Raw genomic sequence first — 21,762 nt, forward strand, 5'->3', positions numbered from 1 at the left:
CACGGAACACCTGGTGAGCCCCTTGAAGAGCCGAAGGCCCTGCCATTGCTGGCAGGGCCTTCTTGTTTCCGCTCACGTCATCCCTGGCTCAGGGGAGCCGGAAGACGCGCAGGTTCTCCTCGCCCTTGCGCACGTAGACGAGGGCGTCGTGCGTCGCCAGGTAGAAGAAGCGGTTCTTGACGAGGTCGTGCCACCCGCCGAAGGCACCGGCCTCCCACTGTGGCGCCTCGGTGAGCTTGAGGGTCGTCGGGTCCACCTCGAAGGTCCGGTACTCGTAGCTCCCATCCCCGCCGCGGTCATACGGGAACGCGGCGATGTAGCGATTGAGCGGCGGCACGTAGGTGAAAATCATTCCCTCGAAGTACTCGGTATAGGTGCGGGCCACCTGGAGGTCGTGCGCCAGGTCGAACCGATCCCACTTCGTCGTGTCCAGGTCGTAGGTAATCAGCCGCGGAGGGAAGGTGTCATGCTGCGCCTCCGGGTAGGGGAAGCTCACCAGCTTGCGGCCCACCCGGGTCATCTGGGCGAAGAACCAAGCGGGGGGCGTGATGGTCTCCCAGTTCCAGGCCTGGTCGTCGGTGTCGAAGGACCACCACTTCGAATAGTCGTAGTTCTCCGTGGGGCCGAAGAGGTAGCGGTGCTTCACCTCGTCCCAGAACGTCCAGCCGGCTGCGCCGCCGTAGCCGGTGGCCCCGTCGTACTTGGAACCCGGGGTGTTGAAGGGGTTGTGACGCGTCCACTTGTGGGTGGTCAGGCTGTAGCGCCACATCCGCCGGACGCCCAAGGCCACCTCCTGGAGGTCCGGGTTGTAGACGAGCCCGTTGTACGTGTGACGGGCCACCGGGTTACCGGTCGACGCGGCGGGCCGGTCCGGGTCGTAGAACTCGTCATTGAAGACGTCGCTGTCCGGGTGGGCCTTCGAGTACTCCCCGGCGGGCGGGTAGTAGCTGTACGTGTTCCCCCAGGGGACTCCCGTCCAGTTCGCCGAGTTGTCGGGGAGCTGCTCGATGCTCCAGCGCATCTTCGCCATGTCGAAGCGGTAGAGGCCGTTGTTGGAGCTGTCGGCGTGCCCGCCACCGAAGGCCCACCAGCGGGCGCGAGGCGCGTCCACCGCCAGGCCGGAGTAGGCGTTGATGACTCCGGCGATTCCCCCGGAGCCGAGGTCCCGGAAGCCGGGAAGCGCCGCCTTGACCTCCGCGTCGAGCGTGGTGATCGGCGTGCTCGCGACCTCAATCCACTTCCCCTTCGGGACGATGGCCCACGACGAGGCGTTCACGATGCCCGTCGAGTCACGCCCGGGGGTCCACACGTTGCCCTCGAGCTTGCCGGTGTCCGTGCCGTTGCCCCAGGTGAAATCAGGAGGCGGCCCCGCGTCGACCCGTCCCGCGTCGGGACTGCCCGCGTCAGGGTTTCCTGCATCAGGATTCCCCGCGTCGGAATTGCCCGCGTCGGAATTGCCCGCGTCGGTGCTCCCCGCATCACGGGTTCCTGCATCGGTTTGAGGATTCTCGGCGGGCGGGTCATCCGAGTCGCAGCCAGCGAACGCTCCCGTGACCGAGAGCGCCAGGACGAGAATCCAAGGTGTCGAACGTGTTGGTCTGACTGCGGTCATGCTCCACTCCTCGAGGGGGGATTGCTGGACGGCCACACTGCGGTGTGAAGGCGCACGGAAGCAGGGGACTCCCAGGATGCACGAGGCTCTGACGCGGGCGCCGGGTACACGCCCGCGTCACCTTCTCGCTCAGGTCCTCACGACGCCGTCGAAGACGCCGTAGCCGCCCGGAATGAAGAAGTCCTTCCCGGGGACGAGCCCGTAGGCGGCGAGCACCGTCGCCGCGACGTCCTGGGCGCGCGGCGTCCGCGTCACCGGGTCGCCGGACTCCTCGATGAGCTTCACCGGAATGCCCATGGGCGAGCCCTCCATCGTCTCGTCGTAGCCGCCCAGCATCTGGTTGCCCTGGATGCCGCCTCCCACGAGGAGGGCGCACGTCGCCGGGTGGTGGTCGCTGCCCGTCTTGGGGAAGGTCCGCCCGAAGTCGCTGTAGACGTAGACGAGCGTCTCATCCAGCAGCGAGCGCGAGGGGTTCGAGCGGCTGGGCGTGAGGCTCATCTCCAGGCACACCCGCCCCACCATCTCCATGGCGATGCGCAGGTAGTTGGCATGCACCACCTGGCCATTCACGTAGTGGGAGTCGAAGGCGTAGCCGTTGATGCTCGACGCCCGCAGGGTGACGGTCGAAACCAGGTCGGACTTCAGCAACTGGAGCGCGAAGGCATAGTCCCCCATGGACGAGGCCTGACCACAGGCATCCGCGTAGCCGACGCAGGCCCCCCAGTCTTCGGGGTAGGCCGGGTCCTTCTTGAGATTCTCCCAGGTCTTCGTGGTGCCGAGCACCGAGAGGATGTCCCGCCGGATGGTGCGGCTGGCGCCCTTGTACGTGTCGTAGAGCTGCTCCAACTGCGCGTCCGTGCCCGCGGTGGAGAGGGCGCGCTCGCGGCGCAGGGCCTTGAGCACCGCCGCGTCCACCGCCGACAGGGGCACCGTGCCGGAGAGCTGGGAGCCATCGAAGGCGAGGTCGGGCTGGTCCTGCCGCGCGCGCAGCCCCTTCCATGCGCTGTCGCGCCGGTCCGAGATCGTGGGCTCCACCGTCGCGCTGGAGGCCAGCAGCGTCGGGTTCGCCAGTGCAGGCAGTCCGAGCGCCATGGGCAGTGGCCCGCCGAGCGTGACGTTGGGCAGCGGCCTGTCCGGGAAGCGCGATGCCATGGCGTTGGCGACGACGGCCTGCACCGCCGGGGCCCGGAAGCTGGCGCCCGCGACACCCGACAGGCTGGCGACGATGCCGCTCCCATGGGCGGCGGTGCCCTGGTCCGCCGCCACCAGCAGCGCCGCCTTCTCGTAGAGCTTGTATGCCGGGTTCGCCCAGACATACCCATACGGACGATAAATCTGTGTGTTGTTGACGATGGGATTGGTGCCGCTCGTGTCAGCCGGGTTGGCCCAATTCCAGTACACGGGAGTGCGCAGCTTGCGCACGGGCCCGGGGGCCTCCAGGTCCACCGGCGAGCGGTCCAGGTTCTCCACCTGCTCGGGGTTGTACCCATAGGGATACACGGCCCCCTGCGCGGGCGGAATGAACTTCAGGATGCCCGCGCGAGACATTGGCGCGAAGAAGGACTCCCAATGCAGTCCACCATCCAGCCAGATGGCCAGCATCTTCGTGGGCCGGCCCGAGCTCGATTGAGCCCTCGCCGTGGGCAGTCCGTAGCGCGCCAGCAGCCCGACCTGCGCGGCCCCGAAGGCCGCCTGAAAGAGATTGCGACGAGTGAGCTTCATGGGCGCCTCAGTAGAAAATCCAGTGCGGGTGGCGGATGAAGTACGAGCAGGCTCCCACGTAGGCGGGCTCGGTGTCGGTGGGAGTCGAGAGCGGTACGAAGACGTCCGTGTACAGCTCGTCCACCTGCGCGTCGGTGAATCGCTCGCCCAGGAAGTGGAGCGACCAGCGCTTCAGCGTGGCCTTGACGTCGGCCGGATTCGCCGAGCGCGTCGTTCCCTGCGGAAACAGCACCGTGTTCCCCGACTTGGAGAGGGCGAGCCGGCACCAGCGCTGGGAGACCTGCGTCAGCGTGAGGACGAAGGTGGGCGGCGTGCCCCGGTCCGCGGAGACCTGGTACATCACCGAGCCTCCTCCGAGGCCGTGGTAGCGCGCGCCGGTGACATGCTGCCGGGGCGAGGGGATGACGTCCGGCGACTGGAGCGGGTAGAGGTCCTCTCCTCGCGACTCCGCCATGTCGAAGCCGAACTCCTTGGCGGGGATGAAGAAGTCGTCGTAGCCCAGCCCGAGCTGCTTGTAGAGCGCGCGCTGGATTTGCATGGCCGTCATCCGGGTGATGCGCCGGGCCTGCGGGTCCGGACGCGGGTCGCGCTGCTGCGCGCCGAGCCCCTGAATCCATGCGCGCACCGCGTCCACGGTGAGCGTCGCGGTGCCCTCCGAGACGAGCTGCGAGTAGGTCTTCTGGCCGGTGGGCATCTGCTTGAAGGCGCCGGTTCCGCGCCCATCCAGGAGCCGCACCAGCTCGCTGTTGTCGGGGTCTCCCGCCTTCACCAGTCGGGAGTCGGAGACGAGCAGGCTCTGGAAGGCCTCCGCCGAGGCGAAGAAGCCGCGCGCGCCCTGCGTGTGACAGCCCTCGCAGTGCGGCCTGAGGCCCTCCATGACGCGCAGGGTCTCCGAGGTCGCCGGCGTGCCACAGACTCCCTGGGCCTGGCGACGGGTGGTGGATGGAGTCACCTCCGAGCCACAGGAGAGGACCCAGGGGAGCACGAGGAGCAAAACGTAGCGGTTCATCTCAGCGCCCCCTCTGGAAGAGGTCCGACTGCGTGAGTGCCTTGACGTACGGCCGGACCTTGCGGCCCGCGGCAATGAAGCGCGCCACCTGGTCATCCAGGTAGCCCGCCTCCTTCGTCGGGTCGATGTCCCGGCCCATCACCTGCGCGTGCAGGTGACGCACGACACAGCGGTCGAAGGAGCCCGAGGCGACGATGAGCTTGGCGAAGCCCAGTGGCCCCACCGTCCCGTCGCTCACCTGGCCCAGCAGGGTGTGCTCTGGCGGGAGGAAGTCGATGAAGACGGCCTCCGGGTTCGCCTGGGCCTGGGCCTGGGTGACGGGCGTCAGGAGGGTGTCGGGCGAGTACCAGCGGTTCCAATGGCTGAACGGGTCGCCGGTGTAGGGGTACTCGCCCCGGCGCCACTGCGCGGGCCAGTGCCACACCGTGCCCACGCCCGGCATGGGGTAGGAAGCGCCAAAGCCCTCGAACCCGTTCCCCTGCTTCGAGAAGCGCTTGAAGTGGATGGCCGCCGGGTCCACCCGGCGGTGGCAGTGCTGGCAGGGGCCTTCCGTGCCCGGGTCCCTCCGGTACTCGTTGAAGGTCTGTCCCTGCGGAGGGGAGAGCACCTCGCAGGCCAGCATCTCCAGCGCCCTCGCGCCCCGCACGCGCTCGCGGGGATAGGCGTTGAGAAAGCCGAAGCTGGTGAGCATGCCCGCGGCGGGAATGCCATTCATGGGCGCGGTCGTGGTGCGCGGGTCGTAGCGGTAGTCGCGCTCCGCCAGGAAGAAGGGATTGCGAGCCGGGACGGAGTACTCGCGCCAGGCGAGCGGGTCGCCCTGCGTGTGCTCGGGGTCGACCGGCGCGGTGGTGAAGCGCGACGGCCTCCACCACGAGTCGTCGTCGATGAGCGACGTCTGCCCGCCGAAGATTCCCTGCATGACGTAGGCGGCCTGCAGGCGCGTGGGCCCCACGGAGTAGGTGCCGAGGATGAGGTCCGTCATCGGCCGGTCGTGCCAGCCGATGTGCGCGAACAACCGGGCAGGCTCCTCGGAGGCGAGCCGCCGCTGCCCCTGCGGGTTGTAGGGCGCGTAGTTCTCCCAGCCCGCGTACGAGCCAATGTCGGCATGGCAGCGCACCGCGTTGGGACCGCAGCCGCAGGTCCCTTCGGGGCCCGCGGTGACGCAGTTCACCGTCACCGGATTGCCATTCACACTGCCCGTGCCCGTGGCCGACGTGTTCGCCGCGTAGCCCACCAACACCGCCGTCGTGCCCGGCGCCCACCAGGGCTCGAGGCTGCGCTCCTCCGCAGGCGTTCCATCTGGCTTCTGGCCCTGACAGGCCTTGTCGTCGCCGCGGAAGTACCTCCAGGCCCCTGCCTTCGGGGTGCCGGCCGCGCACTGGACGATGGCGCGCTGCTGCTGCAGGCCGTACTCCGGAGCGTCCGCCGTCGGCCCGATGGGAGGGATGTTGAACCAGTCGCGCGCCGTCTCGAACAGCGTCCGGTAGAAGAGCGGCTGCTGCAGCGTCCGGTCCACGTAGGCCGAGACGAACGCGCGCTGCGCGGCCTCGTCTCCGGCGGCCTCCTGCGCGGCGTACTCCTCGTCTGTCGGAGGCTCGCCCGTCAGCGCCAGCGCGGTGCGCCGCAACAACCGGCTGGGAGCGAGCACGTCGGCCGGCTCGCCCGCGTCGGCAGTGTTCTCGGGTGGAGGCTCGACACATCCAGCATCAACGTTGCTGCTGCCATCAGGATGCGGAATCGAGGCACTGCCAGTGCAGCCCAGCCAGAACAGCAATGGCATGAGCCACAACACGGAGTGCGTGTGATGCGACGCCGTCTGCCGTGGGGGGAACTTCCGGCTGAACCCGGAAGTAGTCGAAAGACACGGAAGCATCCGCGACCCCGACGCAAGTCACATGCCATGGGGCGCTCGCGCGTGCTCACGGGGGAGCACGGTGCGGGGGGCTCGTCATGCGCCGTGGATTCACGGGGGGGCCACCCCACACCGTGTGGCCCTCATGCCCCACAGACATCCGCCGCGGAAACATGAGCCTTCATTCATGAGAAGGCGCGAATCCCTCCAGCACCACCTTGCCCACCGCGCGCCCGCTCTCGATGAAGGAGTGCGCGCGGCGCAGGTTGGCGGCGTTGATGGGGCCGACCATCTGCCCGACGGTGGTTCGCAGCTGCCCCTCATCAATCAGCCGCGCCACCTCGGTGAGCAGGACGCCCTGCGCGCCCATGTCCTCGGTCTCGAACATCGAGCGGGTGAACATCAGCTCCCAGTGGAATGAGAGGCTCTTCGCCTTGAGCGCCATCACGTCGATGGCGCCGGCCGCGAAGTCATCAATCACAGCCAGCCTTCCCTGCGGCGCCAGGGCTTCCACCAGCGAGGTGAAGTGCTTGTCGGTATGGGACAGGCTCGCGACATAGCGCACGGGAGGCAGGTGGAGCTCCTTCAGTGGAGGCGCCAGCGGCCGGGTGTGGTCGAGCACGGCGTGGGCGCCGAGCTGCTCAATCCAGGCGCGCGACTCCGGGCGCGAGGCCGTGGCCACGACGGTCAGGTTCGTCAGCTTGCGCGCGAGCTGGAGGAGGATGGAGCCCACGCCGCCCGCTCCCGCGGTGACCAGGAGCGTGGCGGGCGCGCCCTTCGAATCCCGCGACACGCCGAGCCGGTCGAAGAGCAGCTCCCACGCGGTGATGGCCGTCAGCGGCAGGGCGGCGGCGTGCGCATCGGAGAGCGTCCGGGGGGCGAGCGAGACGATGCGCTCGTCCACCAGGTGCAGCTCGCTGTTCGAGCCGGGCCGGGTGATGGCGCCGGCATACCAGACGCGGTCGCCGGGCTTGAACGCGGTGACGGCGGAGCCCACCTGGTCCACCACGCCCACCGCGTCCCAGCCGAGCACCTCGGGGACGCCCGCCTTCGGCGCCCGGTTGCGCCGCACCTTGGTGTCCACCGGGTTCACCGACACGGCCGACACCCGGACGCGCAAGTCACGCGGGCCGGGCACCGGCTCCGGCAGCGTCAGGTCCACCAGGGACTCGGGGTTCTCGACGGGAAGGGACTTGAAATAGCCGACGGCCTTCATGGCGACCTCCAGGAGGTGATTCGGATTGGCAGAGAGATAGGGCCGCCAGCTAGGCTTGTGAATCAACATGGGATTGGTGGATTACCAACTCAGATTTGAAAGTCTGTCGGAGCTCGTCCTCGTCGTGGAGTGCGCCTCGGGACGCAACCTCACCGAGGTGGCGAAGCAGCTCGGCCTCACGCCGGCGGCCACGAGCGCGATGCTCCAGCGAATCGAGCGCCGCGTGGACGCGAGGCTGTTCAACCGCACCACGCGGGCGCTGCGGCCGACGCCCGCGGGAGAGGTGCTGGCGGAGTATGCGCGACGTGCGCTGGAGCTCGTCCAGGAAGGGACGGCCCTCGCCCAGCACGAGTGCCTCGTCTACCACGGCACGGGCGCGCGGACGGCGCGCTGGCGCTTCTTCCGGAAGGATGGGGCCTTCGAGGCGGAGGTCTCCGTCCGGGGCCGCCGCACGTGCAACGACGCCGAAATCAGCAGGCGGTGGGCGCTCGCCGGGCGGGGAATCACATACAAGAGCGAGCTGGACCTCCGCGAGGACCTGCGGCGCGGCGACCTGGTGCCCGTCTTCCCGGACCTCGTCGGTGAGCCCGCGCCGCTGCACGCCATCCTTCCGAGCCATCGCTTCGTGCCGGAGCGGGTTCGCGCCTTCATCGACCACGTGGCTCGCGCCGCGAGCGAGGAGCGCGGTGGCGCGTAGCCGCACGCGCCTTTCCCTCGCATCCACGGCGCCTTGCACGGCGACGCTCCCGCGCAAGCGAGTTCGCGCGCATCCGCAGGTCAGAGGGCACCGCCAGAACCCTTGGCATCCTCCTGGGTGGCTTCGCCATCTGCATGGGCCTCGCCTCGCTGCGGCCCTTCCTGGGCGAGAACCTGGTCATCCCGAACTTCGTGGCGGGCGTCGCACTCCTGGGGCTCGCCACCTGGGGCAGGTCGAAGCGGGTCCTGACGTTCGCGGGCGTGGTGTTCGCGGTGGCCCTCTTCGCGCCCTATCTGCACGGCCTGAGCGGCGACGACCGCTGGCATTTCGGCTGAGCTGGGGCAACGGGCACGAGGGCGCGTCGCGCGGAGGCGGGGGACGAGCCCGTGAGCTGAACGGAGGATCTCGATTCTCAAACAACCGCTGCACTGGCTTCCTCGCTCGCTGGGAAGCTCAAGCGGAACGCCGCATCAATGGACATGCCGAGTGCGATGCACAGGCTCCGTTGCGTGCCGACGCGCGGAGCCAGCAGGCCGCACTCCAGGCGCCCGTGAACCTCCGTGGCAACGCTCCTGCTGGCTGCTACCGGCCTTCATGGCGGCGCGAACCGGGGTTGGAGTCCGGGCGGGCGACCTCACGGCGGAGTCGGCTCCGTGGTGATGTGGTCTTGGCAAAAGGCACTCTGTGCCCCGTCCACGTCGTCGGCCACGGCCTCACCTGCCCGACGCAGCGCCGCTTGGATGGCGTCGGCTGCATTCTTGGCGCTGTACCCCCCGCGCTCCCGGAGCACGTTGGACAAGTCCTCTTGCAACTCCAGGGCGGAGGCGTAGCGCTCTGCCGGTTCTCGGCGCAGCAGCTTGCGGAAGACGGCCCGCGTGGGCTCGGACAGCCCTTTTGTTGCGGCGTCCACGTCCGTCGGGGTGAAGGTGGCCGCCCGCAGCACGGTGTCCTCCGGGTCTACCCCTCCCCATTCGTCATGCACTCGTGCAACGGCGCCTCCCAGCCGTTCCCGCTCCCCTTCGGGCACCAGTTCCCACAAGTCCCGCGTTAGCAGGGTGGGCGCACTGAGCAGGTGCCGCCCGGTGGCGAAGTCCACCAGCACCATGCCCAGCGTGAAGAGGTCCGAGCGCGCATCCTCGGGCTGGCCGAGCAACGCCTCGGGTGCGGCCCAGTAGACTTCGCCCCGTGCGCCGGGGCGGCGGGTGCTCCCCTGGCCTGGAAGCCTTGCGGAGGCAAGGCCGAAGTCCGTCAGTTTCACTTCCCCGGCCAGCGTCATGCGAATGCGTACCGGGTCAATCGCCCGGTGGACGATGTGCAGCGGCTTGCCCTTCTCACTCTGGCAACCGTGCGCGTGGGCCAGGGCCCCGGCCACCTGGGCGCCGACGTAGAGCATGAAGGATTCGGGAAAGCGGCGCTCATGCGTCAGCGCCACTTCGGTCAGGGTATTGAGCGAGCACCCGGTGACGCACTCGGTAATCACATACAGAGCGCCCTTGGCTCTGTGCATGTCATAGACGCGAGCAATGTTGGGGTGGCGCAGGTAGCTGGCGAGCATCACCTCTTCCTCCAACCGCTTGCGCGCCAGCTTCAACGCGGCCGTGACAGCGGGCATGAGCACCGCCTTGAGGATGACTTTTCCATACGCTTCCCCTTTGACGCGCCGGCGCGCCACGAGCACCCGCTCGCCGTGGTGGCCGGGCCCCAGGTCCTCCACCATTTCGTAGAGGGTCTTTCCACGCGAGAAAAGGACCGTCCCCGGAGGAAACCACGGGGCACCAGCGTAAGACATGAGGGTGTCTCCTTCCTGGAAGCGCGGCGTTGGACGCCGCGCGAGCACAGGGAGGAAGCTACTGGTGAGTAGTCCCGGATGGGAACGACTCCCCAGGTTGGAGGCTCAGATTATCGCAACGCTATTGCTAGAGCCATCCGGGCCGATTTTCTGCAAAGGCCCTTTACACCCGGCCTTACGGCCACCGCCCGAGAATGATGCGCGCGTCTGTCTTGCCCTCCACTCGCGCGGCACCAGGCTTGGAGCCGGGCTTCTTCGGCTCGCCGCCGTTGAGCCCGAGCACCGCGCAAATGGGGAACTCCCGTTCCGTGCCCTCGGCGTAATACCTGGTTATCTCGGGCGAAATCACGGCGCGGGTGTAGCGGATGACCACCTCGTCACCGCCCGTCCAGACCTGGCCGAAGAGCCGCGTGCCGTCGGGCAGGCCGTACCGGCCACGCGTGACGACGCTTTCAATCTTCCCGTCGCTCAAGGTGACATCGGGGCAAATCTTCCCCTCCGTGCACGGCTGCCTCACGTCAACGTAGACTTCGAAAAAGGCGTCCTGCTCCAGGCGTCGTGACTGCGCGGCCCGCACGGCTTCCTTGGGGCACGTCTCCCGCGAGGGCGTCACCTGGGCGCCGGGGCACCCCATCAACGCGGCGACACTCGCACCCGCCACGGCGCATTGCTTGAGGAATTCGGGGTTGAGGACGGGCGCGGCCTTCTTCGGCTTCTTCGCGGCGGACGGACTCGGGGGCGGATTCGTGGGGGCACTCACAGAGGGGATTTCCTTCTCGACAGGGGACACCTGGGGCGGGGACGGTACTGCACCCGCAGACGGCGCGGGCGGGGAAGGTGGGCTGTCCGGGGCTGCCGCACGTGGGAGGCGTGGCACCTCCGGCGCGGCCTGGAACGGCGGCGTATCCGGTGAGGGGCCCGCGCGCAGCCACGCGAGCGCCGCGACAGCCGCGAGTACGCCAGCGGCCACGGCCCACGCCAGCATGCGCCGCCGTGTCCGTGAGAGGGCGCGCTCGGGGGCCGGGGGGCCCTCTTCCGGTGGAGGCTGGACGGAGGCCAGCCACTCCGCGCCGCCTTGCTTCGCCAACTCCTCGAGGGCGCCGGGCATGGCCGCCAACGCCGGCCGCCGCGTCTCCACGTCGCGCACCAGCCACCGCGCCCCCCATGCGCTCAAAGCCTCGGGCACGCGCGGGTTGACGTTGCGTGCCGGAGGCGGTGGCTGGGTGGGGCTGTTGACGTTGAGGCGCGGGGCCTTGCGTGCCTCGGCCTTGAGGGCGGGCTCCGCGTCCGTCAGCGCGTCATAGAGGCACACCGCCAACGAGTAGAAGTCATCTTCTGGTGGGAAGTCGTACCGGGCGCTCGGGTCGTTCTGGTGTTCCTTGAGGAAGCGAGCCGCCTCGGGCGAGCGGTAGCGGTTGGTGCCCGGGGGCAACGGCGCATCCGTCAACTCGGGGGCTCCGGAGTATTCGCCTGCCCCCAGGTCGATGAGCACGGGCTCGCCGTCCGCCTTACGCACCATGACGTTGAGCAATGACACGTCCCGGTGCCGCACGCCCCGCGCGTGCATGTACGCCAGCGCATCCGCCAGCCTGGCGAAGACACGGAGGACTTGCGCGAAGGTGGGGCGTGCTTCCTGGAGCCATTGGGCCAGTGTCCAGCCGTCTACGTACTCCAGCACCAGATAGCCGTACTCCTCCTCGGTGCGCGTCCAGCCCCGCACCTTGGCGATGTTCGGGTGGTCCAGTTGGACAAGGCATACCAGCTCCCGCAGGAGGCGTTGGTCCGTCTTGCCCGGGTCATCGCTGGACGGGCGGTGCTTGGACAGCTTGAGGGCGTAGGGCCTGCCCTGACTTTCGCACTCGTACACCTCTCCATAGGCGCCCCCGCCCTTCCAACCGCGAATCCGGAAGGGGGCTCCGAGGCGAGCGCCGGGCTTGAGGAAGCTGGGAGGTTCCGCGTTCATCATGGGCCGCTCTTCTCCTGCGCTGTGTCGTTCATCACCACGCCCGCGACGGACAGGGGCCGGGTGCCGTCCGCGCCCTCTACCACCAGCCGGAAGACTTCCCCCACGCTCCCGAGCTTCTCGCCAAACTCCACCACCACGCGGCCCTCACCTTCTTTGGGCGCCAGCACTTCCGGCGCCATGCTCACCGTGCTCGCGTCCATGCGGCGTCCGGTGGACGCACTCTCCAACCATGCCTGCCCCGGCCGCCAGGGCTGTTCGGACTTGTTCTTCACGTTCACTTCGAGCACCGCCCACCCATCCGCCAGGAAGCGGCGGACGCTCGGTGCTTCAATGCCCGCCGCGCCCACGTTGGTTATCCGCTTGAGCCGGACAACGCGCACGCCCCCCGCATCCATCTGCCGAGAGAGTACCCACGCGGCGGGGCCCGTGGCCTTGCTGTGCTTGCGCTCGGTGGCCAGTTGCGCCTCGCACACGGCGTTGCGGGCCTTTAATTCGGCCACCTGGGCTCGCAGCAACTCCGGCGCGTTGGCGCTGCGGTAGACCATCACCTGCGAATCCGCCTCGTCCGTAGCGGTGACGAGCTGGAATTCGGGTTCCGCGAGGGCGGGCTCATTCAGGAATGGCACGCGCAGCGTCACCCCGTCTCCCAGGTCCTCCTTTGCCAGCAGCGTGACGGAGTTCTCGGAAATGCTCAGGAGCCTGACGCGGGCCGGGGCATCCCGCTTCACGGTTTGCGTGTCAATCTCCGCATCGAACGTGAGCGTCGTGGGGATACCCGGTGCGATGCGCACCACCTCGGTTTTCGTCGTGAGGGGCACGCGGCGAAATTGAAGGGACGGGCGGGGAGCTGTTTCCGCGTCCGCCGCCCATGCTGCGATGGACTGCAGCTCCAGCAGGAGCCCGGGAAGGTGTCGCAAGGGGCGTAACCTCATGGGTAGAGGCTACCAGACGTGACCCTGCCCCGAGCGTGCTCATGGTGAGGTGGCAATACGAGGGTACGCGGGCCAGGTCTTGAGCCCCGAGCGTATGCATGCCGTGGGCAAACTCGCGGGGAGCCTCGCGATGGTGCTCGGTACAGGCCCTGGCAGCCACCATGCGCCGAGCAGGCACCTCGGCTCCGTGGCTATGCTTGGCGTACGGAGGCGCCGCCTACCAGAGACGGCGCGAGGCGGCCCGAGGCGGTACGCAGCGCGGGCGAGCCTCCAGGCGGGTGTGGCTCTCGTCCTGAGCACTGGCTGTCTGCCTATGCGGGCGCTCGCGGAGCGTCCTCACCGCTTCGGAGAGTTGCGGCGCATCCTCCCCGCATCTCGCAACGGATGCTGACCCATACACTGCATGACCTGCAGCGTGACGGCTTCCTGCACCGCAAGGAACTGCCGACCAACCCGCCCAGTGTCGAGTACAGCCTGACTTCGCTGGGGACCTCGCTGTTCGAGCAACTGCACCTCGTGCTGAAGTGGGCCGAGAACCACCATCACTCCGTACGTGAGGCGCGCGCCGCCTTCGACGCGACGCAGACCTGAGTGAGCCCGGCGGTCGCCGCCTTCCCCAGGGATATCCTTCCGGCGCCGAGGACGTGGGGGGAGCGCTGGTTCGACATCACGCGCTGGACGGTCATGCCGCGTGTGGCGGGCATTTCCCAGGCTTCGAGGCGCCGGAGTTGCTCGCGGCGGACCTGCGTGGCTTCGCCATGGAGCTTGAGCGGGCCGGAGACTGAGCCCCCAGCCCGTGTCAGGCCGGGGCATGGCTTGCAAGCGGGTGACTCCGGACTGGAAGGGAGCCAGCCTTCACCGCCGGCCCCTCTCCCGGAGCTGCTCAGAAGGAATAGCTGAACGTCACGCCGGAGTAGGCGCTGTATCCTCTGAGCCAGATCCAGTACTTGCCCGAGGTGGTCCGCGCCGGAAAGCTGCACGACTCGGCGTTGCCCGACTTGTAGGGCCGGCAGTCGTAGACGGTCTTCGTGGGCGCCCCGCCGAACCGCACGTACAGGTCCACGTCCCCGGCGCCTCCGCTGGTGGAGAACACCGTGGCGTTGTAGCTGCTGGCACTCGCGCAGTAGTACCGGTTCGATTTCGCCTTGCCGAAGAGGTTGGTCACCGTGCCGCTGCGGGGGGGGAGGGTGGTGCAGAACAGCGGATAGAGGGGGTAGATGCCCACGATCTCCCAGGCCCTGCTCACGGACTCCAGGATGAGCGCGTCGTAGCCGAGCTGTTGCGCCGCGAACTCGGTATAGGTCCGGGCCTGCTCGAAGGTCGTGCTGGAGGTGAACAGGTCGGTGCTGGCCTTGTAGAAGATGCGGGCGGCGGTCTCGACGCCAATGCCTTGCACTGTGAGATAGGAGCGCTCGCGCGGATGCACGCCGCCGGTGGCCAGCAGCTTGAAGGCCAGGTTGGAGATGCCCGAGGCGTAGTGCACGTCCGTGGTGGACGCGTAGTCCTCGTAGAAGTCCAGCGAGACGCCGTCCAGGGCCGGGTCGTCCATGTACCGGAGGGCGTCACCGGGCGTGGCGGGCGTCCAGATGTCCTCGCCAATCTTCCAGATGTCCGCGCCCGTGGACCACGAGGTCGACCAGCTCTCGCACACGGAGGCGAAGATGTCCGACAGCGACTCGCTCAGCGCGCCGGACTCGCCGCTGTAGACGAGGTCGGACTCATAATCCGTCACCGCGTGGGTCAGCTCGTGGGCCACCACGTCCAGGTCCGTGCACAGCGGCCCGGCGTTGACGCCGTCTCCATCGCCGCACACGAGCTGCGTGCCGTCCCAGAAGGCATTCACGTAGTTGGTGGAGTAATGCACGGTGCTGGAGAGCGTGTGGCCCGCGTTGTCATACGAGTCACGCCCGAACAGCGTGTTGAAGCAGTTGTACGTGGTTCCCAGCACGTCGAAGTGGCGGTCCACGTAGGTGTCGCCCGTGGCGCTCCCGCCCTCGCTGCGCCTGAGCGTGCCCGGGAGGCTGGTGGCGTTGTTGGCGGTGTACACCCTGCGGTTGAGCACGTCGTGGATCTCCGGCACGCGCAGGACGATGGAGGTGTCCGCGGCGTCCACGTAGACGCGGTCACGCAGGGGCATGGTGGCGTCGTTGCCCGTCACCCGCACCTCCCAGGCCAGGTGCAGCGGGTCCTTCGCGGACGCGCGGACGTAGACGAGCCGGGGCACGCCCTCCAGGGCGCTGGCGCCCGGGATGTTCTTCAGGGCCACGTGCTGGGCGGCCTCCGAGGCGATGACTGGCTTGGAGGAGACCTGCTCTCCGTCCCTCGCCGAGCCGTTCACCGCATACACCCGTCCCGACGCGTCCAGGTGCACCACCAGCTCACCTCCGAGCACCGGCAGGCCGTCCTTGGTCTGCGCGTACCGGAGGTGGGTGTGTCCCTGCGCGTCACGTGAGATGCGCTGCGGCACCAGGTCCCGCGCATCCAGGCGGAAGGATGGGGCGATGCGCTCCAGTGCCGGGCTCACCAGCGCGTGAGCCTGCCAGGCCGTGACGTCCGCGAGGGCCAGGCCCGTCCCTCCCAGCTCGCCTTGAATCATGTACGGCACGCCGTCAGCGTGTGTGCCCAGGACCTGGACGTCTGGGAAGGCGTTCAGCGCCGCCTCGATGTCCTTGAGGTGGGCTTCGCTCGTGAAGATGCGCTCCTCCGTCTGTGAGACTTCGGTTTGTGAGGCCTCGGAGGGTTCAAGGTCTCCGGTGCCACAGGCGGAGAGCGAGAGCGACAGACATGCGGCGAGCCAGCGGGTGCTGCGCATCATGGTCTACCCCTTCTGCAATACGTGATGGATTGCGCGCACTCGCTAAATACGAAAATAAGGAATCGCTAGAAATAAGAGGAATCCACTATTGCAACTGGGAGACAGGATGCGGACGCCTCCAATGCCGCTCACGAATGCGTGCGATAGACGCTGTAGATTTCCCGGATGTGGTCCGGCAGGTCGATTCGGGCGACGGATTCCCGCTCGTCAGGCGGGATGCGCTGACGGTTGCGTTCGAGCGCGGCGCGGATCTCCTCCTTGCCCGGCTCATTGTGCACGCGGCCGAACTGCGTCAGTTGCAGCGTGACGAGCGTGCTGTTGACGGTGAGCGCGTCACGCAGGTGGTTGACGCCGAGCTGCGAGATGAAGTTGTGGAGCAGGTCGAGTGAGCGCAGCACGGTATTGCGCTCGAGCATCCGCGCGAACGCCCGCGCGCCCTCATCGCCGATGAAGTTGCCCAATTCACCGACGGCCACGGTGGCCTTGGTGAACCCGAGGTCGAGCAGCTCCATCGAAGGATGCCCGGTCAGCGCCTCCGCCAGCGCCCTGGCACCCTCGGGGCCCACGCGATTGGACGCCAGCGACACGCGCTGGATGGACTGGTTGGCCGCGAGGCCCTCGGCAATCTGGGTGACGCCCTCGTCGCCGAGGCGGTTGCACGAGAGATAGAACGACTCGAGCGCGCAGTCCTCCCGCAGGAAGCGCGCAAGCCGGGGCGCCGAGGCCGCCGTGAGTCCATTGGTGCCGAGGTACAGATGCTTGAGCGTCTTGTTCGCCCCCGGCCCCGTCAGCGCGTCGAGGAGGACGTCGAGCCCGTCATCGAGCAGGCCGCAGTTGACCAGGTCGAGCACGACCAGGGTGCGGTTGCGGCGCAGCAGCTCCGCCAGCGGCCGCATGCCGGCGGCCTTCAGCGGGTTGCGCTTGAGCCACAACGAAGTGACCTTCGTATCGTCCATGAGGGCGTCGCACACGTGCGAAATCCCCTCGGGGCCAATCTGGTTTCCGGCGATGTACCAGCAGTCCAGCGGCGAGTCCCTGCGCTCGCGCAGGAACTGGGCGATGGCCGCCGCGCCTCCGTCACCCACGATGTTGTTGCCGAGCAACAGGCGCTTGACGTGCTGCGTGGAGCGCATCGCATCCAGCAGCGGACGGATGCCGCCAGGGCCGACGACCTGTTTGCACAGGTCCAGCCGCCCGTCCGTCGTGAGGGTTCCCTTGCTGAAGGCGGTCTGATGGCTGATGCCGTGATTCTCCCGCAGGTGGGTCAGCAATGGGCCCAGCTCCACGAGAGAGCAGGGGACGACCGGCTCGGGCTCGGGTTCGGTGACGGCCTGGGAGAGGGGCAGGGTGCTCGCGGCGAGGATGTGCTGGGGCGAGTACTCCCGGCTCGACCGCAGCGCATGCAACTGCTCCCGGGTGTGGCCCGGGTCCATGCTGGAGAGCACCTCGGCAATCACCGCCAGCGCCTGCCGGTAGCGCTGATAGGACAGACGCCGGGCGAACGTGTCCCGGTCATATTCCTGCCGCCGGCGCCGGCGCGCGGGATTGTCATCGGCCGGCGACGGGGCGTCCGCGCCGCCACGGGCGAGACGCTCACGCTCGGCCTGGTCGATGAAGGCGACCATGGCCTCCTGGTGGAACATCGCCGCGGCGATGTCCTTGGCCAGCCGGCAGTGTTTGTCGACGTGCGCGTTGACGCGCGGCGCCTCGCGGGCACACAGCGACGGCCAGCGCTCGGCCCCCAGGGAGCCGCTCGCCGGGAGCACGCCATGGGACTCGAACAGCCGCAGGTACTTCGCTTCACGCTCGGACGGGCCCGCACCCGGCCGCTTGCGGAGGACGCTCGCGGCCGCCGCGAGGTCCACGGTGAGCTGCCGCGCGAACAACTCGACGATTTCCTCATGCACGGCGACGAGGTCGGATGTCTCCGGGCGCGCGGCATCGTCGTCACCTCGCAGTCCATGCGCGTACACGGCCAGTTGCCGCAGCTCGCTCCAGCGGCCCTGGGTGGCCATCTCGTGCAGGATGTTCTGCACGAGCGGCACGTCGATGGGTGAGCGCGGCGACCGTGACGCGACGACCAGGGCGTCGCGCGCGAGCCCGAGCAGCGAGCCGCTGTCATCCGGCTCCGGCTCCAAAAGGGCCGGCGAGCCGGCCACGGACGTCGCTTCGGCGACGGAAGTGGAAGTGCCGGAGGGGACGAACCGCTCCATGAACGCGCGGATGTCCGCGTAGGGCCACGCACCGGGCACGAAGTGGCCCCCGGGGTGCTGCAACAAGGTCGCCGTCGACGGGTCGAAGGTCTCGAACAGTTGGCTGGAGCGGTCCGGGGTGACGAGGATGTCGCGGAGGCCGAGCACGTGGAGCGCGGGCACCTGGATGCTCCGCGGCTGCACGTACTTCACGTGTGCCCGGGCGCGCGACGGAAACGCCGAGATGCAGATGGCGAATTGGAACGAAAGGATTGGATGCGGCTGCATGGCCGCGAGCACGGCCGCCAGCGTGCCGCCCTGGGCAAACCCCACGACACCGTCGAAGGGCCCCTGCTCGCGGAAGACGGTTTCGAGAAAGGCCACGGAGGCGTCGAACCCCTGGTACTCGCTGTTGTCCTCGGAGGACATCCACCACACGCGCTGGGTGGGGTACTCGGGAATCGTCCCGAAGGCCGCGAGCGTGGCGGCGCGCGTCTCCCCCTGGGGCGAATAGACGTGTGGCGAGGTGACGAAGGTGAAGTCGGCGATGTCCTCCAGCGCGTGCCGCAGCTTCCGCACGCGGGTGCGGAAGACCTCGCCGTTCTGCCGGAACCCGTGGAGCGCGAGGACTTTCAGCTTCTGCCGCTGTGGGCGGTGCGCAACGCGCGCCTGTTCGGCGCAAGGCGGCGCGGCGACTGCCTCATGCGAGGGCCGCGGCTGCTGGGAGCGCATGAAGAGCGCGGTGAACTCGGGCCGGGCGAGGAAGGCCTCCTCTTCGGGCGTGCTGATGCGGCCCAGCGCAGGGTTGCGGTGGGGATAGCGGCCGAAGCGCTCGAGCACGTCGATGTGCTTCTGCGTCCCGACGCGCCAGCCACGGGCGGCCCGCTGCTGGGAGCGCGTGCAGCGGGTGCCGAGCTCGGTGATGCCCTCGAGCGCCTTGCGGACGTCCGGCAGGTGTTCGGAGTGCGTCAGCGCGAGATAGAAGAAGAGCGACTCCGCGGGCGAGAGGTGGCGATGGAAGCCGCGCTCCAGCGCCTCGTGCGCCAGCGCGAGCGCGCGCGCATCGTGCGCGAAGGCGGCGCCCGTGCCCCGATACATGTTGCGCGGGAGTTGGTCGAGCAGCAGCACCAGCGACAGGCATTCCCGCGGCGTGTCACGCCAGCCCTCGAGCTCGCCCCGGGCGGCCCGCTCGACGAGCGGCTCGAACAGGCTCCGGATTTCAGCGTCGAGCTCCGGGCCCGCATGGAACCACAGTTGTTGGTTCAGCTTGTAATCGTCAGCGAACGGGTCGTGCGCCGCGCGGGCGGACTGCGACAGGTCACGGTGGGAGAACCAGTAATTCCACACGCGCGCCGCATCGCCATGGCGGAAAGGAAGCAACAAATCAGGAATGTCCGTGGCAATGGATGCGGTCATGGTGCCTCGCTGCGTCGGGGCCGGAGAGGACAGGGCGGGAAGCACCCGCTGGTCCGCTCGTCAGCCTGACGCGGAGGCCCCTGCGCCACTCGGGCTGTTGAATGATAATGCCTTCCATTCCCAGCACGGGGAATGGAGGCTCGAGACCTCAGGGAATCGCGGCGACGGGAGATGCGGAGCAGGCCTGCTCGGACTCCTGGCCACACCGGTGGGGCCGTCGCGGGCACGCTCGCCGGGTCCCCGGGCGGTTCGAGCGCCACCACATCGCTCGACGCCGCATGGGCCTCTGGTTCATCGCGCCTCGCACCTGTGCTCGCACCTCGTCTGGTCGTGGGTCGAGGACGTGGCGCAACCCGAGAACCTGACGGCGCCCGGGCTCATGGCGCGCCAGGCTCAGGGCTCGTTGAAGATGAGCAGGCCGCGAGAGGTGTCCACGACGTACACGTGGCCGTCTCCTGGGACACGGATGCCAATGGCACCGTCGAGCAGGTCATCGGTCCGGCCGGGGTCGGACTCGCGGAAGGTGTTGAAGTATGCGATTTCACGCGGCTGGGGAGGGATGGAGACATCCAGCACGCGCAGCCCCTCCTGGTAGTAGGCGATGTAGAGCCGCTTGTCCTTGAGCACCATGTTGTGGATGGAGGTCTGGGGGCGGAGCTTGTACCTACCGATGAGCGGGATGTTCGTGGGGTCCGTGACATCCAGCACGCGCAGGTGGGCCCCCTGGTACTCACCTCCCTCGAAGGCGATGGTCCTTCCCGCGAAGGTGCCCACCGCGCCCGCATGGCTCGTCGCGAAGCTGCTGTCGGTCTCACCGAAGACGTAGTGGCCCAATTCGCGGGGGTTCATCGGGTCCTTCACGTCGAAGACGACGTAGCCCGAGCTGAAGTGGTTGACGTAGAGCCGGTCCTGATAAGCGAAGGAGTCGTGCGCGGAGGGGACGAGAGAGGTCGTGTCGGCGACGACGAAGCGGTTGAGCAGCGTGGGGTTGAGCGGCGTGGTGATGTCGAAGATGAGCGTCTCGCCGTGAGGCGCGGGGCCGGGGGACACGGCATACAGCCGGTTGCCATCCACGAAGAGGGTGTGGACGTTCAGGGGCGGACCACCGGGCACGCCGCGCAGGAAGGTCGGGTCGGCGGGGTTGGAGATGTCGAAGACGATGACGCCCGAGCTGTCGCTGGCGATGTATAGCGCGTCGTCCTTCGTCCAGGCCGCGTTCCAGTACGAGTCGCCTGGCAGGGTGATCTGCTTCTCGAGGACGGGGTGGCTCGGGTCGCTGACGTCGAGCACGGTGAGCCCGCCCGCGCCGCCGTTGAAGTGGTCGACGGACACGACATAGGCATGCTGGCGGTGTACATAGACGTCCACCGGGCGGCCCGTCGAAATCGCGGTCTCCGAGATGAGGCGGACGCCGCCCGACGACTCGGACTCGCCCCGTCCCCAGGTCATCCGCGCGGCCTCGAAGGTGCCCGAGGAGGAGACCTTGCCGTTGGTGCAGCGGGCAAAGCAGCCCGTCACCAATCCCGGTCCCGGAACGTCGCACCCCGCGAAGACCACCTGCCGGACATAGGCCCTCTGGGTGTACTGCGTCGAGATGATAAAGCCTCCCGTCACCTGCTGCCGCGTGAGCGGGTAATGGTCCAGCGTCCCCATGCTGCCGTCCTGGGGAATCCGGATGCCGACGAAGTCGCCGATGCCCCCGGCGTGACGCATGTCCACCTGGTAGATGCCGTGCGGGTCCAGGGTGGAGAGCGAGGCGGTGTCACACTTCGACAGGTCGAAGAGTGAAGGATTGTCGCAATCGATGATGGTGCCTCGGGGCGCGGTGAAGGAACAGGGCGCGAACTCGCCCCGGTCGACCCAGTCCGTCGGGTCGACCAGCGGCGTGTACGTGCCGTCCCAGGGTTCCACGGGGGGAGGGGGCTCGGCCGGCGCCGGCTTGTCGGAGCAGGAGAATCCCAGCAGGGCACAACCGAGGACGACAGCGCGGAGAAACGGTGACTCGTGCGTCATGGCGCGAGGCTCCTGTCGAGAGACGAGGGCTGGAGGGGATGCCGTAACGGGATGCGCGCGCAGAGTAGGGCGCTCCTTCCCTCACGAAGAGGGGCCGCTCCTGGTTCCGGCGGTTCGGGACTCACCGGACAAGGGCTTTTGGGTGCCAGGACGCCCACGAGTTAACCTGGGCGGTCGGGCTCACGGAGGGCGCTCCTCCGAGGAAGTCAAATGTAATCGAGTTGCCGTTGACTCCACCTTGTTTCATTCGCGCCACACCGCGGGCCGCCGTTCCAGCCTTGCTCGAAATATAGACGCAATCACAAATACTGGTCTTACATTGAATTCAGTGCGAGCGCGCTGTACAGAGGAATGGCCGTAAGGAAGTACTCCCCCCGCCCCTGCCTGTCGCCCTCTCGCGTGCGCCGGCCGGATGCACCATGTCTTCAAATTGCCGTCTCCGGCAATGGGACGTGACACCATGATGACACATACAAGATTGCTGCATTTCTCCGTGCTGCTATCCGTGATGGGAGTGGTTGGAGCCGGCTG

Annotated in this window: 14 protein-coding genes; 3 read left to right on the plus strand and 11 right to left on the minus strand. The window is 68.2% G+C overall.

Annotation, left to right across the window (positions count from 1 at the left end; all coding sequences use genetic code 11):
* Positions 1 to 88: 88 nt before the first annotated feature.
* From ACVTJA_RS12280 to ACVTJA_RS12300, 5 genes are all read right to left on the minus strand, one after another.
* Positions 89 to 1,612, minus strand: coding sequence for a hypothetical protein (locus ACVTJA_RS12280; RefSeq protein WP_465836552.1), 1,524 nt, complete (start codon positions 1,610 to 1,612; stop codon positions 89 to 91).
* A 129-nt stretch (positions 1,613 to 1,741) separates the two neighbouring features.
* On the minus strand, positions 1,742 to 3,334 hold the full coding sequence (locus ACVTJA_RS12285; protein ID WP_465836553.1) for a DUF1501 domain-containing protein: 1,593 nt from the start codon (positions 3,332 to 3,334) through the stop codon (positions 1,742 to 1,744).
* Between the two features lie 7 nt (positions 3,335 to 3,341).
* Positions 3,342 to 4,343: a hypothetical protein gene (locus ACVTJA_RS12290; RefSeq protein WP_465836554.1), complete on the minus strand. Its 1,002-nt coding sequence runs from the start codon at positions 4,341 to 4,343 to the stop codon at positions 3,342 to 3,344.
* Between the two features lies 1 nt (position 4,344).
* Entirely contained in the window at positions 4,345 to 6,123 is a 1,779-nt protein-coding gene (locus tag ACVTJA_RS12295) for a hypothetical protein (RefSeq protein ID WP_465836555.1), read from the minus strand.
* Between the two features lie 253 nt (positions 6,124 to 6,376).
* Positions 6,377 to 7,411, minus strand: coding sequence for a zinc-binding alcohol dehydrogenase family protein (locus tag ACVTJA_RS12300; protein ID WP_465836556.1), 1,035 nt, complete (start codon positions 7,409 to 7,411; stop codon positions 6,377 to 6,379).
* A gap of 124 nt (positions 7,412 to 7,535) precedes the next feature.
* Between ACVTJA_RS12300 and ACVTJA_RS12305 the strand changes: the two genes are divergently transcribed.
* Positions 7,536 to 8,108, plus strand: a complete 573-nt coding sequence (locus ACVTJA_RS12305; RefSeq protein WP_465836557.1) for a LysR substrate-binding domain-containing protein — start codon at positions 7,536 to 7,538, stop codon at positions 8,106 to 8,108.
* A gap of 134 nt (positions 8,109 to 8,242) precedes the next feature.
* Positions 8,243 to 8,443 (plus strand): hypothetical protein, encoded by a 201-nt coding sequence (locus tag ACVTJA_RS12310; protein ID WP_465836558.1) that lies wholly within the window; start codon positions 8,243 to 8,245, stop codon positions 8,441 to 8,443.
* Between the two features lie 299 nt (positions 8,444 to 8,742).
* Here the strand turns inward: ACVTJA_RS12310 and ACVTJA_RS12315 are convergent, their stop codons facing one another.
* The 3 genes from ACVTJA_RS12315 to ACVTJA_RS12325 all read right to left on the minus strand — a co-directional run bounded on the left by ACVTJA_RS12315 (position 8,743) and on the right by ACVTJA_RS12325 (position 12,780).
* Positions 8,743 to 9,897, minus strand: a complete 1,155-nt coding sequence (locus ACVTJA_RS12315) for a serine/threonine protein kinase (protein ID WP_465836559.1) — start codon at positions 9,895 to 9,897, stop codon at positions 8,743 to 8,745.
* A gap of 175 nt (positions 9,898 to 10,072) precedes the next feature.
* Complete coding sequence (locus ACVTJA_RS12320) at positions 10,073 to 11,863, minus strand: serine/threonine protein kinase (protein ID WP_465836560.1); 1,791 nt, start codon at positions 11,861 to 11,863, stop codon at positions 10,073 to 10,075.
* Positions 11,860 to 12,780, minus strand: a complete 921-nt coding sequence (locus tag ACVTJA_RS12325) for a DUF2381 family protein (RefSeq protein ID WP_465836561.1) — start codon at positions 12,778 to 12,780, stop codon at positions 11,860 to 11,862. The genes ACVTJA_RS12320 and ACVTJA_RS12325 overlap by 4 nt, the downstream gene beginning before the upstream one ends.
* A gap of 399 nt (positions 12,781 to 13,179) precedes the next feature.
* On the opposite strand from ACVTJA_RS12325, the gene ACVTJA_RS12330 reads away from it, so the two are divergent.
* Positions 13,180 to 13,386 carry a winged helix-turn-helix transcriptional regulator gene (locus tag ACVTJA_RS12330; RefSeq protein WP_465836562.1) on the plus strand — a complete coding sequence of 69 codons (207 nt, stop codon included), beginning with the start codon at positions 13,180 to 13,182 and terminating at the stop codon, positions 13,384 to 13,386.
* A gap of 292 nt (positions 13,387 to 13,678) precedes the next feature.
* Here the strand turns inward: ACVTJA_RS12330 and ACVTJA_RS12335 are convergent, their stop codons facing one another.
* From ACVTJA_RS12335 to ACVTJA_RS12345, 3 genes are all read right to left on the minus strand, one after another.
* Complete coding sequence (locus ACVTJA_RS12335; protein WP_465836563.1) at positions 13,679 to 15,610, minus strand: M4 family metallopeptidase; 1,932 nt, start codon at positions 15,608 to 15,610, stop codon at positions 13,679 to 13,681.
* 128 nt (positions 15,611 to 15,738) lie between these two features.
* Complete coding sequence (locus ACVTJA_RS12340; protein ID WP_465836564.1) at positions 15,739 to 19,218, minus strand: DUF924 family protein; 3,480 nt, start codon at positions 19,216 to 19,218, stop codon at positions 15,739 to 15,741.
* 393 nt (positions 19,219 to 19,611) lie between these two features.
* Complete coding sequence (locus tag ACVTJA_RS12345) at positions 19,612 to 21,231, minus strand: LVIVD repeat-containing protein (RefSeq protein ID WP_465836565.1); 1,620 nt, start codon at positions 21,229 to 21,231, stop codon at positions 19,612 to 19,614.
* Positions 21,232 to 21,762: the final 531 nt, after the last annotated feature.

This window comes from Pyxidicoccus sp. M6, assembly GCF_055568925.1.